Origin of the sequence: Verminephrobacter eiseniae EF01-2, from assembly GCF_000015565.1 — a bacterium.
In the GTDB taxonomy this organism is placed as follows: domain Bacteria; phylum Pseudomonadota; class Gammaproteobacteria; order Burkholderiales; family Burkholderiaceae_C; genus Acidovorax; species Acidovorax eiseniae.
In genome coordinates, this window is sequence record NC_008786.1 from 4,687,303 (window position 1) to 4,703,488 (window position 16,186).

A 16,186-nucleotide genomic window follows, 5' to 3' on the forward strand; every position below is an offset into this window, starting at 1 on the left:
ATGAAGACCCGCTTCGTCCTGATCAACACCAGCCACGCCGGCAATGTGGGCGCAGTCGCCCGCGCGATGAAAACCATGGGTTTTGACGATCTGGTGCTGGTGGCCCCACGCTGGCCCAACGTGCTGCGGCACGAAGAAACCATACAGCGCGCCAGCGGCGCCCTGGACCTGCTCCGGCAGGCCCGCATCGTTGCCGGATTGGACCAGGCCCTCGATGGCATCAGCCACCTGTGCGCCACCGCGATGACGGCGCGCGACTTCGGACCGCCAACGACAACGCCGCGCGCGCATTTCGAGACGCTGCTGAAAAAAGAGCGCCCAGTGCATGATTCATCTGCGCCAGCGGCCACCCGGCCGACGGGTGTGGCGTTCCTCTTCGGCTCCGAACGCTTTGGCATGAGCAACGCCGATGTCTACCGCTGCCATGTGACGCTATCGATTCCCACCCAACCCGGGTTCGGCTCGCTGAACCTGGGCGCAGCCGTCCAGGTCATTGCCTACGAATGGCGCATGGCCCTGGACGGCTGCGGCTTGGCCGTGCCGGACGGCACCCCGGCGCGCCACCTGGCCGATGCCGTGCAGGTGGCGGGCATGCTGGAGCATTGGGAGCAGGCACTCACGCAGATCGGCTTTCTGGATCCCGCCGCGCCCAAAAAGCTCATGCCGCGCCTGCAGCAATTGTTCAACCGCGCACAACTGGCTCCCGAGGAAATCCACATCCTGCGCGGTATCGCCAAGGCCATCATCGCGACGGCGCAGGCCAACCGCCAACGCCCATCCCCGTCAAGCGACGAAACATGAGTGCGCCCCGTCTCGCGACGAGCACGGCGACAGCGTGTCCGCGCCGAACACGTGATCCGCTTTCTCTACCCTCTCACGATTTCCGATGCGCCGTTCGACCGCGCGCTGGGCATCGCCGATACGGTGTTGCAAGCATGGGCGCCGCATCGATCATCCCCCTCGCCCGCCCCGACCTGCTGCACAATGCCTGCCTGCCCGGCGGCGCATGGACGGCAGCGTGCTGACCGTGCATGACCCGGCCACGGGCGAACTGGTGGGCGAAGGATCGCGCCATGGGCCGGAAATTCATCTCGAACCCAGGTACCTCTGCCAGCACGATTGCCATCGAGGAGCAGCACCCATGACACGCGCTCGAGCCACTTTCACGGTCCAAATCGATAACGATCGCGTAAAGGTGACGCAGTGGCGCTTTGCGCCCGGTGCCGAAACCGGCTGGCACCGCCACGCAATGGACTATGTGGTGGTGCCGATGACCACCGGCACGCTGCTGCTGGAAACGCCGCAGGGAGAATTTGAAAGCCCGCTGCAAGCGGGCGTTTCCTACATGCGGCCCACCGGCGTGGAACACAATGTGGTCAACGCCAATGCGCATGAATTCGTGTTCGTTGAGATCGAACTGAAGTAGCGCCTCCCGCGCCTAGTGTCGCGTCACCGATCAGATGTCGTAGGCTGCGCGCAGCCATCGGAGCGCAGCGCAAGGCGCAGCGCGCAGCTAATACCGAGCGTATTGGCAAGCGATGCAACGCCGCGATGCGCTTCGATGGCCAGCGCAGACCGACAGATGATCGGTGACGCGACACTAGGCGGCGCGTTCAGCCCCCGCCCCTCCCGTAGGGTTCCAGTGCTGGCCCGGCACGGCCGCGATCAGGCGCCGGGTATAAAGATGTTGTGGCCTGTCAAAGATTTCGCGCGGGCTGCCCCGCTCCACCACCTGGCCCTGGTGCATCACCAGCACAGAGTCGCAGATCTGCGCGGCCACGCGCAGATCGTGCGTAATGAAGACCAACGCGATACGCAGCCGCTGCTGCAGATCATGCAGCAGCGCCAGCACCTGTGCCTGCACCGAGACATCGAGCGCCGACACCGACTCATCGGCCACCAGCACCTGCGGGTCGAGCGCCAATGCCCGCGCAATGCCCACGCGCTGGCGTTGCCCGCCGGAAAACTCGTTCGGATAGCGCTCGAAAGACGAAGCATCCAGGCCCACCAGGGCCAGCAACTCGCGCGCTCGCGCTTGGGCCTCAGGCCGGGTCTTGCCGTTGGCCAGCGGACCGTCGCTGACGATGCGGCCCACCGTGTGTCGGGGGTTCAGCGATGCGAACGGATCCTGAAAAATCATCTGCATGTCCTTGCGCATTGGCCGGAACTGGCGCGGGGTGAGTGCCGCGATGTCGCGCCCGTTGAAGAGTATCTCGCCGCCATCGATGTCGATGAGTTTCAGCAGGCATTTGCCGATGGTCGATTTGCCTGACCCCGATTCGCCGACGATGCCCAGCGTCTCGCCACGGCGCACCGAAAAGCTCACACCGTCCACGGCCTTGACCGCGCGTTTCTTGCGGAACCAGCCGCCGTCGGCGTCATAGGTCTTGCACAGATTGCGCACCTCCAGCACCGGTGCGCTGGCGGCGACCGCCGAGCGCGCATCGGTGCGCCGCCTGGGCACTGCGGCTATCAACCGCTGCGTATAGGGGTAGCGCGGCGCGTTCAGTACTTGCTGCGCGCTGCCCACTTCGATCAGCACGCCCTTTTCCATCACGGCCACGCGGTCGGCAATTTCCGCGACGACGCCAAAGTCGTGCGTGATGAACATGACGCCCATGCCTGCCTTGCCGTCGGCGCCGCTACGCTGGATGGACCGGATCAGCGCCAGAATCTGGGCCTGCGTGGTCACGTCCAGCGCGGTGGTGGGCTCGTCGGCAATCAGCACCGATGGCTCCAATGCCAACGCCATGGCGATCATCACGCGCTGGCGCTGTCCACCCGAGAGCCGGAATGGATAGGCGTGGCGGATGAGCGCCGGGTCGGGTAAGCCGACATAGGCGATGAGCTCCAGCACGCGGCGCTCCACCTGCGCCGGATCGGTGATGCCGTGCACATGGAGCACTTCGGCGATCTGGTCGCCCACGCGCATGAGTGGATTCAATGCGGACAGCGGTTCCTGGAAGATCATGCCGATGGCGCTGCCGCGCAGCTTGCGCAGTTCGGACTCGGCCATGCACAGCAGGTCCCGGCCCTGGAACAAGATGCGTCCGGCGCTGGGTTGCATGTAGGAAGGCAAGAGGCCCATCACCGCATTGGCACTCATGGATTTTCCGGAGCCAGATTCCCCGACCACGCAAAGGATCTCGCCCGCTTGCAGTGTGAGATGGATGTCGTGCACGGCGAAGGGACGGTCGCCGCCTCCGGGAATCGGGATCGACAGGCCGTCGATTTGGAGCAAGGGCATCACCGCGCTGCGGCCCATGCTGGTGCTCATGCCGCACCCCGGTCGCGCAGATGCGGGTTCAACGCATCGTTGAGGCCTTCGCCGATCAGATTGACGGCCAATACCGTCAGCAGGATCGCCACCCCCGGCAGGAAGCTCATCCACCAGGCTTCGCGCACCATGGTGCGCGCCGCACCGATCATGAACCCCCAGCTCATGAGGTTGCGATCCCCCAGGCCCAGGAACGACAGCGCGGACTCGGTCAGGATGGCGGTGGCAATCATCAGCGAAGCCGTCACGATGATGGGCGACATCGTGTTCGGCAGTATCTGCGTGAAGATGATGCGCGACGCGCTCTGGCCGATGACCTCGGCCGCCTGCACGAACTCGCGCGAGCGCAGCGACAGGAACTCGCCGCGCACCAGGCGCGCCACCGGCGGCCAGGAAACCACGGCGATGGCCGTGATGATGGACGTGATGGTCGGCTGGAAGATCGCCACCAGCACCACCGCCATCGCCAGCGTCGGGATGGTCTGGAAGAACTCGGTCAGGCGCATCAGCACATCGTCCAGCCGCCCGCCGTGGTAGCCGGCCAGCGCGCCAATGGTGATGCCGATGAGCGTGGCCACTGCGGTGCTCACCACTCCCACCAATAGCGAAACGCGCGCCCCATGCGCCAGCCCCGCAGCAATGTCGCGCCCCAGCATGTCGGTGCCCAGCAGATGCGCCATGTCGGACAACGGGTCGAGCAGCGGCTCGGCCACGGAATTCCAGGGGCTTTGCGGAAAGGCGAACCCCGCCAGCAGTGCCACCAGGATGACCAGGCCCACGATGGCCAGACCGGCCACGGCACCTTTGTTGCGCGCATAGCGCTTCATGAACGGACCCATGGCTTCATCTCGATACGCGGATCGACGAAGCGGTAGAGCGCGTCGGTCAGCAGATTTACCAACACCACCATCACGGAGGTGACGAGGAACACCCCCAGAAGCACGGGGTAGTCACGCTGCAGCAGCGCGTCGAACATCAGCCGGCCGATGCCGGGCCAGGCAAACACGGTTTCAGTGAGTACCGCGCCGCCGAGAATCTGGCCGGCTTGAATGCCGGCGAAAGTGAAGACCGGCAGCAGCGCATTGCGCAGCACATGCCGGCGCGTGATCTGCCCGGCGGGCACGCCCTTGGCGCGCGCCGTCTTCACAAAGTCCAGCGCGGCGACTTCCAGCATGGAGGCGCGCACAAGACGTGTGTAAATGGCCGTGAAGAACAGCCCCAGCGTTGCCACCGGCAGCACCATGTGCCGGAACACATCCCAGGCCCGCGCGGCGCCCGTGAAACCGCTGCCCACGGTCTCCATGCCGAAGGGCGGAAGCCAATCCAGGCGGATGGAGAACACCAGGATCGACATCGAGGAAACCCAGAACAGCGGCGTGGCATAAAAGAGCAGTGCGCCCGACATGATGAGCGAGTCGGTAAATTTGCCCCGGCGCGCCGCAGCCATGACACCCAGCAAGATACCCAGCGCCAGCGAGAAAACAAAGGCCGAGACCGTCAGCAGCAAGGTCGCCGGCAAGCGCTCCAGGATGAGCGTGCTCACCGGCAGGTTGTTACGGTAGGAGAAGCCGAGGTCAAAGCCCAGCACCCCCTTGAGATAGAGCCACAGTTGCACGTACAGCGGTTCGTCCAGGCCAAACTGCTGGCGCAACTGCGCGAGAAATTGCGCGTCCCCCGCACCGGACTCGCCGGCCATCACGCTCGCAGGATCGCCGGGCGCCAGGTGGATCAGCAGGAAGTTGAGCACCACCACGCCAAGCACCACGAAGACCGCCTTGCCGGCGCGCTCGATGAAGAAATCCAGGGAGTTCAAGATGGCTTTCCGTCTCTTCACTTGGCAATCCAGACCGTGTCCAGCGTCTCGTTCAGGCCGATGCCGGTGGTGATCAGGTTCCGGACCTTCTTCTTGTGCAGCGTGACGTACTGCAATTCAGTGAGATAGCCGGCCGCCACATCATCGACCAGGATGCGTTGAATCTCGCTGTACATGCGCTGGCGCGCGTCCGCGCTTTGCACGACGGGCGCAGCTTCGAAGAGCCGATCGATCTCCGGATTGCTGTAGCCGTGGTTATTGGCAAAGGGCGTGCCCTTGATGATGTTGGCGCTGATGTAGTTGCGCGAGGTGCCGATGGCCGGATCCCCGTAGGCGTACTGAAAGGTCATGGTCATGTCGAAGTCCCATTCCGAAACCTTCTTCGCCCAGCCCGCCGGGTCGGTCGTATCCAACGTCACCTTGAAGCCCAGTTGCTCCATCTGCTGCTTGACGTACTCGCCCATGCGGTCCCACACCGAGCCATAGGGAATAGGCAGCACCCGAATCGAATAGTCGCCCGGCTTTATCCCCGCCTGCGCAAGGATCTTCTTGGCCAGGGCCATGTCGTACTTGTACGTCGGAACGTTCTTGTCGTAGTACAGCGTGGGCGAGGTGATGGGGCCGGTGGCAACCTTGCCCACGTTGAAGAAAATGTTCTTGACGATGAAGTGACGATCCATCGCATGCATGATGGCCTGGCGCACTTTCTTGTTGCCCAACGGCGGCTTGCGCAGGTTCATTTGCAGCCACAGCGGTGGCGCGAACATCTCCCAGCCCGCGCGGGTCGAGACCACATCGGGCAATTTCTCCAGCCGGCGGACCTCGAAGTTCTCGATGTCGCCGCCACGCAGCACATCCACCGTCCCGCGCTCGAAGGCCACGGCACGCGAGGCCGCATCGGGAATCACCAGCAGGTAGATTTCGTCGAGGTAGGGAAGCCCGGGTTTGAAATAGTTCGGGTTCTTCACCAGGTGGATGTAGGAGCCACGCTTCCATTCCTTGAGCATGAACGGCCCCGTGCCGACGGGCGTGTTGTTCGCCGGATTGGTGCGGTAGTTCGTGCCTTCGTAGATGTGCTTGGGAATCATCGGCATGGTCGACACTTCGAAGGCGCTGATGAAGGCATTGAACGGCTGCTTCAATTTGAAGATCACCTTGTCATCCCCGTCCGCCTTCACCGATTCGACGCGCTGGTTCATCAGTGCGCGCGTGCGCGGATGAACCTCACGCAGGAATTTGTCGGTAGAGAACACAACGTCGGCCGAGGTGAACGGCTTGCCGTCGTGCCACTTGACGTCCTTCTGAAGCACGAAGGCATAGGTCAACCCGTCCGGCGAGATGGTCCAGGACTGCGCCAGGGAGGGCAGCGGCTTCAGATCAGGGCCGTAGGTCAGCAGCGACTGGTAGATCTTGCTCGCCGCGAACTGCGTTGGGCCCAGTTGGTTGAGCCCCAGCATCAGCGACGGAGGTTCTGGCTGCACCAGCATGTTGAGCGTTCCGCCGGGCGTCGGCTGGCTCTGGGCCAAGACGAAGGTGGAACTGGTCAACGACAGGGCAGCAGCGATCAGCGATATCCCGAAGGGTCTTCTGGCGATGTTCATGGGTTCCTCGCGCAATGGGGTATGGGGTTTGACGCGCCCAACGACTGGTTTGCGGCCTCATTACTTTACTGTTAGTTCAGTAATTGTCAAACGAAACCAGGGTAAACCATGCCTTTCCCGGGCGCCGACCCGCACGCGGACGCGCCGGCTCCATGGCGGTGCGTGATGCCCCGCCACGGGCTGAAAACCAACGGGAAAACGCGAAAAAGGGAATGCCGAAACTAGGCGTCGACGGCCTGTCCATCGCTGAACGTGGTGTCGATCAAGTCTGTGAGATAGGGCTTGCTCAATTCGTCGAGCCCGAACAGAAAACGGTAGAAGATCGCGCCAAAGATCTGGTCATACAGAGCCTCCGGTGGGCGCCTGGAGCGAATCGCACCCGAGCTCTGCCCGTTGGAGATGACGCGCACGCCCAGATTGCGGCGCTCCGCCAGATAGCGTTCGGTGAAGGCAGCCGTGCTCCCTGACTTGGCCATGCACTCGCCGAGCACCGCCAGCAAGACGCGGCCGAGATCGCCCCTGAGGGCGGCGGCATAGCGGCGCACATGCGTGTGGATGGCGCGCACCGGCTCGTCGCTCTCCGAAAGCGGCAATTCCTGGCGCGTGCGCCAGAGAAATGCATCGATCAGCAGTGCCGCGCGGTCTTCCCACCATTTGTAGATGGTCACCTTGGACACGGCCGAGGCCTCGGCAATGTTCTCGATGGTGGCGCCCTTGAGGCCATCGCTTGCCGTCAGCAGGTACGCCACCTCGAGCACTGCCGTGGCCGCCTCTTCCGATCGCGGGCGGCCAACGCGGCGCTTGGGTGCCGCCTCTGCAGACGGGTCGATGGCAGGTACGTTGCGTGCTGAGGCGGCGGAGGAAGGGGGCATGGGTCAGGCGCGTCGGTGGATCGAATGGATGGATGCATGGATATTGCCATGGCGGCAAATGGTTGACAATATATTAACTAAACGTACACTATTCATATTTTTCGCACTAGTGTCGCGTCACCGATCAGATGTCGTAGGCTGCGCGCAGCCATCGGAGCGCAGCGCAAGGCGCATCGCGCAGCCAATACCGAGCGTATTGGCAAGCGATGCAACGCCGCGATGCGCTTCGATGGCCAGCGCAGACCGACAGATGATCGGTGACGCGACACTAGGCCCGACTGCTGCGTCAACCGGAAAGACCCATGCCATGAACTCGCAAAACTTCAACGGCCTCGAGGCGTTGACCCGACTCCGCCAGGACATCCATCGCCACCCCGAATTGGCTTTCGAAGAGCGCCGCACCGCCGGCATCGTGGCCGCCTACCTTCACTCCTTGGGCATCGAAGTGCACACCGAGGTGGGCCGCACCGGCGTCGTCGGCGTCATCCCGGGCAAGACCAACCGTAGCCAGCGGTCCATCGGCCTGCGCGCCGACATGGACGCACTGGCCATGCCGGACCACAAGCCAGTGCCGCACCGCTCCACCTGCGAAGGCGTGATGCACGGATGCGGCCATGATGGCCACACCGCCATGCTGCTCGGCGCGGCCGCCGAACTGGCACGCACGCGCGCTTTCGACGGCACGGTGGTGCTGATCTTCCAGCCCGCAGAAGAAGGCGCCGGCGGCGCCAAGGCGATGCTGGACGATGGACTGCTGGAGCGCTTTCCGGTGGAGTCGTTCTGGGGCCTGCACAACTGGCCAGGAGTGCCACTTGGCCAGGCAGTCATCCACGCCACGGCCTGCATGGCCGCAGTCGATTACTTCGACATCGACGTGCTGGGCAAGGGTTGCCACGGTGGCATGCCGCAGGAAGGCATCGACGCAGTGCTGGCTGCGGCGCACATCGTGACCGCGCTGCAATCGATTCCCGCGCGCAACGTGCATCCATTGGACTCGGCAGTGGTGGGCGTTGCAAAAATCCACGGTGGCCAGGCGTATCACGTCGGCCCGGAGGTGGTGACGCTCAGCGGTTCGGTGCGTGCGCACAAGGAATCTGTGCGCGCCCTGGTCGAGCACCGCCTGCACGAGGTGGCCGAGAACGCGGCGGCGGCCTTGGGGGCAAAGGTTCGCATCCGCTACCAGCGCAACTATCCTGCGACGGTGAATGATCCGGCGCTCGCCGACATCGCGTCAGAGGTGGCCGCATCGGTTCTGGGCGCGGAAAAGGTCGTGCGCGACCGTCTGCCGTCCATGGCCGCCGAAGACTTCTCTTTCTTCTCCCGCGAGCGCCCGGGCTGCTATGTGTGGATGGGCAATGACGATGCCGACCACATCATGAGCCTGCACCACCCGAAATACGACTTCAACGATCGGCTGATCGGGCATGGCATGGCGTACTGGACACGGCTCGTCAGCCGCGTCTTGCCGGTCGCGCCGCACCTCTGAAGGCGTCATGTGGTCATGTATTCTCCGGCGAGCAGCGGACTGAAGCGTTGGCCGGCTTTCCGTGCGGTCGCATGTACCGGCCCACAAAAATGGCGTCGGATTGATGGCCCGTCGTTCCACGGATCAGCCACGTCGACATGCCGGACATCGCGGCTTGAATACGGAATCCCGCGCACACACCATGGCCGCTGACGGCTAGTGTCGCGTCACGGATCAGATGTCGTAGGCTGCGCGCAGCCATCGGAGCGCAGCGCAAGGCGCAGCGCGCAGCCCATACCGAGCGTATTGGCAAGCGATGCAACGCCGCGATGCGCTTCGATGGCCAGCGCAGACCGACAGATGATCGGTGACGCGACACTAGGGCATCCGCGCCGGTTCCGGAGAACAAACCGAGCGGACAATCCATTGCGCGCGTCATGGGCGTCATGGTCATGGCGCGCGACTTGGCGTCGACACGCCCTAGACTGTGCGCCCCACCCCACCTGAGCCGAACCGATGTTTGACCGCCTGCGCTCCGATATCCAGTGCATCCTCGACCGCGACCCTGCGGCCCGCAGCACCTGGGAGGTGATCACCTGCTACCCCGGGCTGCACGCCATCTGGCTGCACCGGCCGGCGCACTGGTGTTGGGGCCATGGGTTCAAGTGGCTCGGGCGCTTCATCTCGCACCTTGCGCGCTGGTGCACCGGCATCGAGATCCACCCCGGCGCCAAGCTCGGCGAGCGCGTGTTCTTCGACCATGCGATGGGCGTGGTGGTGGGCGAGACCGCCGAGATCGGCGACGGCTGCACCATCTACCAAGGCGTGACCCTGGGCGGCACCTCGCTGTACAAAGGCACCCAGCGCCACCCCAAGTTGGGCAAGGACGTGGTGGTCAGCGCCGGCGCCAAGGTGCTCGGCGGCTTCGAGGTGGGCGACGGGGCCAAGATCGGCAGCAACGCCGTGGTCATCAAGCCCGTGCCCGCCGGCGCGACGGCAGTGGGCATTCCGGCCCGCATCATCATGCCCCGGCAAGGCCGCAGCGCCAAGCCGAGCGAGCCACAGCCGGCGCACCCATTCACGGCCTATGGCATCACCCAGGAGGACGACCCGCTCTCGCAGGCCATGCGCGGCCTGATCGATCACGCCGCCGCGCAAGAGCACCAGATCGCATTGCTGTGGCAAGCGATCGAAAAGCTGTCATCGGCCTCGGTGCAGGCCGATGACTGCGTGCCCGGCGACGCAGCGCGCAAGGAGCAGTTCCAAGCCGGCAAGCTCAACGAGCTGGTGGGCAAGTAGCTGCGCCGCGCAGCGCGCTTTTCGGCCGGAACGCCTGGCAGACCGTGTCGCGGGTTACGAGGTAAGGCCCGCCGATCAGATCGATGCAATAAGGCACGGCGGCAAAAATCCCCGGCACCAGCGACTGGCCATCGGCGTCGCGCAGCCCCTCCAGCGTCTGGGCAATCGCCTTGGGCTGACCGGGCAGGTTGATGATCAGGCTCCGGTCGCGGACCACGGCCACCTGGCGCGACAAAATCGCGGTGGGCACGAACCGCAGGCCGATCTGGCGCATCTGCTCGCCAAAACCCGGCATCAGTTTGTGGGCCACGGCCAGCGTGGCCTCGGGCGTCACATCGCGCAGCGCCGGGCCGGTGCCGCCGGTGGTCAGCACCAGGCTACAACCGAGGTCGACCAGTTCGATCAGCGTGGCGCTGATGCCGGCTTGTTCGTCGGGAATCAGGCGCTGCTCGAAAACGATCGGATTGCACAGTGCGCGCCCGAGCCAGTCCTGTAGCGCGGGCAGACCCTGGTCGGCATAGACGCCGCTGCTCGCGCGGTCGCTGATCGAGACGATGCCGATCCTGACCGGATCATGGCCATGGTGCTGGTCGCTGCGGTGGCCCGGGGTGTCACTCATCGTCGTGCTCCTGATGCATGTCCGGCACATCCGCGCCACCCAGATGCCCGCGCACCAGTTGGAACAGTTCGCGGTAAGCGCGGCCCTTGCGCGGTGCCAGGCCCTGCGACAGCGCGGCCTGGCCGGCCGCTGGCGCACTTTTGCGGGCCTGGCGAATCAGTGCGCGCAGTTGCTGCGTATCGGTGCCGGGGTGCGCGGCCATCCAGGAGAGCAGCGCCGCGTCATCGGCAACCAGCCGGTCGCGCCATAGTTCGGTCTGGTGCAACAGCAGTTTCTCGGCGGCCGAACCCTTGCGCTGCGTCGCCAAGGCCTGGCGCGCGGCCTGCACCAGGGCCGGTTCGAGCCGGCGCATGATCTTGCCCACATACTGCAACTGGCGGCGCTTGCCCTCGAAGTCGGTGATGCGCCGGGCCTCGGCCAGGGCCTGCACCAGATCGTCAGGCAAACCCAGCGCATCGAACAAATCGGCGCGCAGGTCCAGCAACTCCTTGCCCAGCGCTTGCAGGCCGGCGCTTTCGCGCTTCAGATCGGTGCGGCTGGCGTCGGGCCGGCCTTTGCGTTCGGCCTTGAACTGAACGTCCTGCGCGCTGCCTTCGGCAACGAACCGGCCCTTGACGAAATAGCCTTTTTGGAGTTTGCGTGACATCGGATGGAGGCAAAGAAAATGGCGGCACAGCACGCAAAAAACGCGCAGAAAACGCACACCGGGGGCGCAAGGAAACGGGCGCAAAAAAGGCGCTGCGCAGCGGCAAGTATCATAGCGGCCGCCATGAACCCACCCACCGACCACACCCCCAGCACGGCGGCCGCTGCGCCAGCGCATCGCCCCGAGCATCGCCCCGAGCATCGTCCCGACAGCGGCTTCAGTTACAGCCGCCCATTTTTTGAAGAGCTGGTAGACCGCGCCCTGGCCCATGCCAAAAAGCTCGGCGCCACCGATGCCGCAGCCGAAGCCTCCGAGGGTTGCGGCCTGTCGGTCAGCGTGCGCAAAGGTGAGTTGGAAAACGTCGAGCGCAACCGCGACAAATCGCTGGGCGTGACGGTCTACATGGCCCACCGGCGCGGCCAGGCCAGCACCTCGGACTTTTCCACCCGGGCCATAGAGCAGACCGTGCAGGCCGCCTACGACATCGCCCGCTTCACCGCCGAAGACCCGATGGCCGGCCTGCCCGACGAAGCCGATATCGCCCCGCCCGCCAGCCATCGTGATCTGGCCCTGTTCCACCCCTGGCCCATCACCAGCGAAGAAGCCGCCCGCCTGGCGCTGGAATGCGAGGCCGCAGCACTCCAGACCAGCCGCCGCATCAGCAACAGCGAAGGCGCCAGCGTATCGGCCCAGCAAAGCCATTTCTTCAGCGCCCACACGCGCGGCTTTCGCGGCGGCTATGCCTCCTCGCGCCACAGCGTTTCGGTGGCCCCCATCGCCAAACTGCCCGGCAAAAACGCCGAAATGCAGCGCGACGCCTGGTACAGCTCGATGCGCGACGCCGCCCGACTGGCCTCGCCCCAGGCCATAGGCCGCTACGCCGCCGAACGCGCCCTGAGCCGCCTGGGCAGCCGCAAGATCGCCACCACGCAATGCCCGGTGCTGTTCGAGGCCACGCTGGCCGCCGGCCTGCTCGGCGGCTTTGTGCAGGCCATCAGCGGCAGCGCGCTGTACCGCAAAAGCAGCTTTTTGCCCAATTCGCTCGGCAAAATGATCTTTCCCCTGCATATCGACATCCTGGAAGACCCCTTTGTCCCGGGCGGCAAAGGCAGCGCGCCATTCGACGACGAAGGCGTGCGCGTAGCGCCCCGCAAGGTGGTCAAGCACGGGCGTGTGCAAGGCTACTTCCTGTCTTGCTACTCGGCCCGCAAACTGGGCCTGCAAACCACGGGCAATGCCGGCGGTTCGCACAACCTGACACTCACATCGCGCCTGACCCAACCCGGCGACGATCTCGACGCGATGCTGCAAAAACTGGGCACCGGGCTGTTCGTGATCGAACTGATGGGCCAGGGTCTGAACCCGGTCACCGGCGACTATTCACGCGGCGCCAGCGGCTTTTGGGTAGAGCGCGGCCAGATTGCCTACCCGGTGCATGAAATCACCATCGCCGGCAACCTCAAGAACATGCTCAGGGGCATAGCGGCCGTGGGAGCGGATGCCTACAACTACGGCGCCAAGACCGTGGGCTCGATTCTCGTGGAGCGGATGAAGGTGGCGGGGAGTTGACATTTCCCCGCATGTTGCGCCTGTGCTTTTGATGCTTTTGATCTTCCGGATGCTTCGGGGCTTGGTGCGCGGGTCGGTGGTGCCCAGGGCCATGGCGCCATGAGCAGCACGACCCCAGCGGATGGAATTGCCCGCCAAACCGCTCTGGCTTGGGCGGGCGATCGGGCAATTCCGTCCCCGGTGCAACAACCTGCGGCCAGCACCCCCAAAACCCCAACATCCATCCCGCACTGGCCGCCATGCCCCCGGCATCAACCAACGACCCCCAAATGCCAAGGCACAAACTCATGGTCGCCCAGCCCCAATTGCTCGCTTTTGGTGGGCGCGCCGCTGGCGTGGTGCAGTATCTGCTCGAAGATGCGCTGGCCCATTTCGGGCACGCTGCATGCGCCATCGATGATCAGGCCGCAGTTGATGTCCATGTCCTCTTGCAGGCGCCGGTACATCGGCGTGTTGCTGGCCAGTTTGATGGTGGGGGCGGGCTTGCTGCCGAACATCGAGCCGCGCCCGGTGGTAAAGCAGATGAGGTTGGCGCCGCTGGCGATCTGGCCGGTGCAGGCCACGGGGTCGTAGCCCGGCGAGTCCATGAATACCAAGCCGCTTTCGGTGATCGGCTCGGCGTATTCGTACACCGCGCGCAGCGGCGTGGTGCCGCTCTTCATGGCCGAGCCCAGGGATTTTTCGACGATGTTGGCCAGCCCGCCGGCCTGGTTGCCGTGGGTCACCTGGCCGTTGAACTGGACGTTCTGGCCCGCCGTGTAGCGCTGCCACCAGGCCAGGCGGTCGAGCAGCTTTTGGCCCACGGCGGGGCTGATGGCGCGGCGCGTGAGCATGAACTCCACGCCATGGATTTCGGGCGTTTCCGACAGGATGGCGGTGCCGCCGTGGCGCACCAGGATGTCCATCGCCGCGCCCAGCGCCGGGTTGGCGCTGATGCCGGAAAAGCCGTCCGAGCCGCCGCACTCCAGCCCGATGCAAAGGTGGCTCGCGCTCACGCTGCTGCGCCGGGCCGCGTTGGCCTCGGGCAGCATTTCCTCGACCGCGCGGATGCCCGCTTCGATGGTGGCGCGGGTGCCGCCGATTTCCTGCATCACCAGCGTGCGCAGGGCCTGGCCGGTGCGCAGGCCCTGCGCTTGGATGAGCGCATCGACCTGGTTGCGCTCGCAGCCCAGGCCGACGATGAGCACGCCCGCCAGGTTGGGGTGGCGCGCGTAGCCCGCGAGCGTGCGGCGCAGCAGATCGAAATGCGCGCCGGGCGATGACATGCCGCAGCCGCTGGTCTGCGCGAACGCCGCCACGCCGTCCACCCGGGGAAAGGCGGCCAACCGCTCGGGCGTGAAATGCGCGGCGATATGCCGGATCACGGTGGCCGAGCAGTTGACCGACGCGAGGATGCCGATGAAGTTGCGCGTGCCGACACGGCCGTCGGCGCGCACGAAGCCCTGGAACCTGGCGCGCGCATCCTCGGGCAGGTACTGAACCGGCCGCAGGTCGGCGCCAAAGGCCGGGTCGCGGTGGCAGTCCGCCATTTGCAGGTTGTGGCTGTGCACATGCTCGCCCGGCGCCAGGTCGCGCAGCGCGACGCCGATCACGGTGTCGCACTTCTTGACCGGCGCGCCTGCGGCGATGTGGCACGCGGCGATTTTGTGGCCTGCGGGCACCTGGGCGCGCGCACGCAGGCCGAGTTCGGCGATTGGCTGGCCCAGCGCCAGCGCCGTCGTGGTGACGAGCACGTTGTCGCGGGGGTGCAGGCGCAGCAAGGGGGTGGTGCTCATGGTGACTTTCCCGGCAGGGTGTTTCACTGCCACTCGCGCAACCTGAGTTTTTCGATTCGCGCGCTTTCTTGCTGATAGGCCGCGTGGATGTATTTTTCGTAGTCGGGGCCGTCCAGGTACATCAGCGGCGCGTCGAGCCTGTCGATGACGGCCTTGAATTCGGTGCTGGCCACGGCCTGCCGGAATGCAGCGCGCAACCGGGCCGTCACGGCAGGGGGCAGACCGCGCGGCGCGCCGACACCGTTGGGCGCGTCCACGACCATGTCGTAGCCCGACTCCTTGAGCGTGGGCGTGTCCTGGAAGCGCTGCGCGCCCCAGGTCGCCAGCAGGCGCAGCGTGCCGGCCTGGACATGCGGCGCCCAGGAGCTCGAATCGGCCAGCGCGTCGACATGGCCGGAGAGCACGCTTTGCAGCGCTTCGGCGCCGCCCTTGTAGGGCACATGGTGCAGCTCGATGCCGGCCAGCAGCGCGAACTCTTGCATGCCCACATGCGTGGCGCTGCCCACGCCGGCATGGGCGTAGGTCAGTTTGCCGGGGTGGGCCTTGGCGTGGCCGGCAAAGTCCCGGAGCGTTTTGAATGGCGCCTGCGCCAGCACGGCAATGCCGAAGGTCTGGCCCGAGGTGCGCGCGATGTAGGTGAAGTCGCGGCGCGGGTCGGCCTGCAACAGGCCCAGTTGCGCGAAGCGGGTGACCGAGACCGGGATCTGGCCGATGGTGTAGCCGTCGGGCTTGGCCGAGGCCAGGGCCTTGACGCCTATCATGCCCGAGGCGCCAGCGCGGTTGTCCACCACGATCGGCTGGCCCAGCACGCGGGCCGCCACCACGCACAACGCGCGCATCGCCTGGTCGCCGGTGCCGCCCGCAGTCCAGGGGCAGATGAAGTTGATCGGACGCCCGGGCCAGTCCTGCGCGCGCAGGGGGCCGGCCGTGACTGCGAGCGCCGCAGCGCCCAGCGCGCCGCGCATGAATCGGCGGCGCCCGTTGTCGGGGGTGTGCATGTATCTTGTCTCCTCGTATCGCCGCCCCTGCCCTGGCTCTTGGGTCTGTGGGGCGACAGCCATTTTGACGCAGGCGGCCGGTGATCGGCCAGGGCGCGCGTGCTCCGGTGGGCGGCGCCCTAGTGTCGCGTCACGGATCAGATGTCGTAGGCTGCGCGCAGCCATCGGAGCGCAGCGCAAGGCGCATCGCGCAGCCAATACATAGCGTATTGGCAAGCGATGCAACGCCGCGATGCGCTTCGATGGCTAGCG

At 65.5% G+C, this 16,186-nt stretch carries 16 protein-coding genes; 5 read left to right on the forward strand and 11 right to left on the reverse strand.

All coding sequences use genetic code 11. The annotated features are described in order from the left end of the window. Both VEIS_RS20560 and VEIS_RS20565 read left to right on the forward strand, forming a co-directional pair. Complete coding sequence (locus VEIS_RS20560; protein ID WP_011811941.1) at positions 1–801, forward strand: RNA methyltransferase; 801 nt, start codon at positions 1–3, stop codon at positions 799–801. A 340-nt stretch (positions 802–1,141) separates the two neighbouring features. Continuing rightward, on the forward strand, positions 1,142–1,426 hold the full coding sequence (locus tag VEIS_RS20565) for a cupin domain-containing protein (RefSeq protein ID WP_011811942.1): 285 nt from the start codon (positions 1,142–1,144) through the stop codon (positions 1,424–1,426). 174 nt (positions 1,427–1,600) lie between these two features. Here VEIS_RS20565 and VEIS_RS20570 read toward each other — a convergent pair whose 3' ends face one another. The 6 genes from VEIS_RS20570 to VEIS_RS27030 form a co-directional block, all read right to left on the reverse strand. Beyond that, positions 1,601–3,277, reverse strand: a complete 1,677-nt coding sequence (locus tag VEIS_RS20570) for an ABC transporter ATP-binding protein (protein ID WP_011811943.1) — start codon at positions 3,275–3,277, stop codon at positions 1,601–1,603. Then, on the reverse strand, positions 3,274–4,116 hold the full coding sequence (locus tag VEIS_RS20575; protein ID WP_041950232.1) for an ABC transporter permease: 843 nt from the start codon (positions 4,114–4,116) through the stop codon (positions 3,274–3,276). The genes VEIS_RS20570 and VEIS_RS20575 overlap by 4 nt, the downstream gene beginning before the upstream one ends. Next, positions 4,101–5,090, reverse strand: coding sequence for an ABC transporter permease (locus VEIS_RS20580; RefSeq protein ID WP_041950233.1), 990 nt, complete (start codon positions 5,088–5,090; stop codon positions 4,101–4,103). The genes VEIS_RS20575 and VEIS_RS20580 overlap by 16 nt, the downstream gene beginning before the upstream one ends. Before the next feature lie 17 nt (positions 5,091–5,107). Further along, a complete protein-coding gene (locus tag VEIS_RS20585) occupies positions 5,108–6,691 on the reverse strand; it encodes an ABC transporter substrate-binding protein (protein WP_011811946.1) in 1,584 nt (527 codons plus the stop codon). Between the two features lie 221 nt (positions 6,692–6,912). Then, positions 6,913–7,563, reverse strand: coding sequence for a TetR-like C-terminal domain-containing protein (locus tag VEIS_RS20590; protein WP_011811947.1), 651 nt, complete (start codon positions 7,561–7,563; stop codon positions 6,913–6,915). A gap of 92 nt (positions 7,564–7,655) precedes the next feature. Then, positions 7,656–7,832, reverse strand: coding sequence for a hypothetical protein (locus VEIS_RS27030; RefSeq protein ID WP_157048615.1), 177 nt, complete (start codon positions 7,830–7,832; stop codon positions 7,656–7,658). Positions 7,833–7,870: 38 nt separating this feature from the next. On the opposite strand from VEIS_RS27030, the gene VEIS_RS20595 reads away from it, so the two are divergent. After that, the gene (locus VEIS_RS20595) at positions 7,871–9,049 is read left to right on the forward strand and encodes a M20 aminoacylase family protein (protein WP_011811948.1); all 1,179 of its coding nucleotides are present in this window, start codon (positions 7,871–7,873) and stop codon (positions 9,047–9,049) included. Positions 9,050–9,062: 13 nt separating this feature from the next. On the opposite strand, the gene VEIS_RS30805 is transcribed toward VEIS_RS20595, so the two are convergent. Continuing rightward, positions 9,063–9,482 carry a hypothetical protein gene (locus VEIS_RS30805; protein WP_232287764.1) on the reverse strand — a complete coding sequence of 140 codons (420 nt, stop codon included), beginning with the start codon at positions 9,480–9,482 and terminating at the stop codon, positions 9,063–9,065. 62 nt (positions 9,483–9,544) lie between these two features. Here VEIS_RS30805 and cysE point away from each other — a divergent pair, with 62 nt between their 5' ends. Continuing rightward, positions 9,545–10,327, forward strand: coding sequence for a serine O-acetyltransferase (gene cysE / locus VEIS_RS20600; protein WP_011811950.1), 783 nt, complete (start codon positions 9,545–9,547; stop codon positions 10,325–10,327). Here the strand turns inward: cysE and mog are convergent. After that, a complete protein-coding gene (gene mog / locus VEIS_RS20605) occupies positions 10,305–10,946 on the reverse strand; it encodes a molybdopterin adenylyltransferase (RefSeq protein ID WP_011811951.1) in 642 nt (213 codons plus the stop codon). The genes cysE and mog overlap by 23 nt on opposite strands. After that, a complete protein-coding gene (yjgA, locus tag VEIS_RS20610; protein WP_041950234.1) occupies positions 10,939–11,592 on the reverse strand; it encodes a ribosome biogenesis factor YjgA in 654 nt (217 codons plus the stop codon). Before yjgA ends, mog begins: the two co-directional genes overlap by 8 nt. Before the next feature lie 123 nt (positions 11,593–11,715). Here yjgA and pmbA point away from each other — a divergent pair, with 123 nt between their 5' ends. Further along, positions 11,716–13,161: a metalloprotease PmbA gene (gene pmbA / locus VEIS_RS20615; protein WP_011811953.1), complete on the forward strand. Its 1,446-nt coding sequence runs from the start codon at positions 11,716–11,718 to the stop codon at positions 13,159–13,161. A 251-nt stretch (positions 13,162–13,412) separates the two neighbouring features. Here the strand turns inward: pmbA and VEIS_RS20620 are convergent, their stop codons facing one another. Together VEIS_RS20620 and VEIS_RS20625 are read right to left on the reverse strand one after the other, a co-directional pair. After that, entirely contained in the window at positions 13,413–14,936 is a 1,524-nt protein-coding gene (locus tag VEIS_RS20620) for a UxaA family hydrolase (protein ID WP_011811954.1), read from the reverse strand. A 23-nt stretch (positions 14,937–14,959) separates the two neighbouring features. Beyond that, complete coding sequence (locus VEIS_RS20625) at positions 14,960–15,934, reverse strand: tripartite tricarboxylate transporter substrate binding protein (RefSeq protein WP_011811955.1); 975 nt, start codon at positions 15,932–15,934, stop codon at positions 14,960–14,962. Between the last annotated feature and the right edge of the window lie 252 nt (positions 15,935–16,186).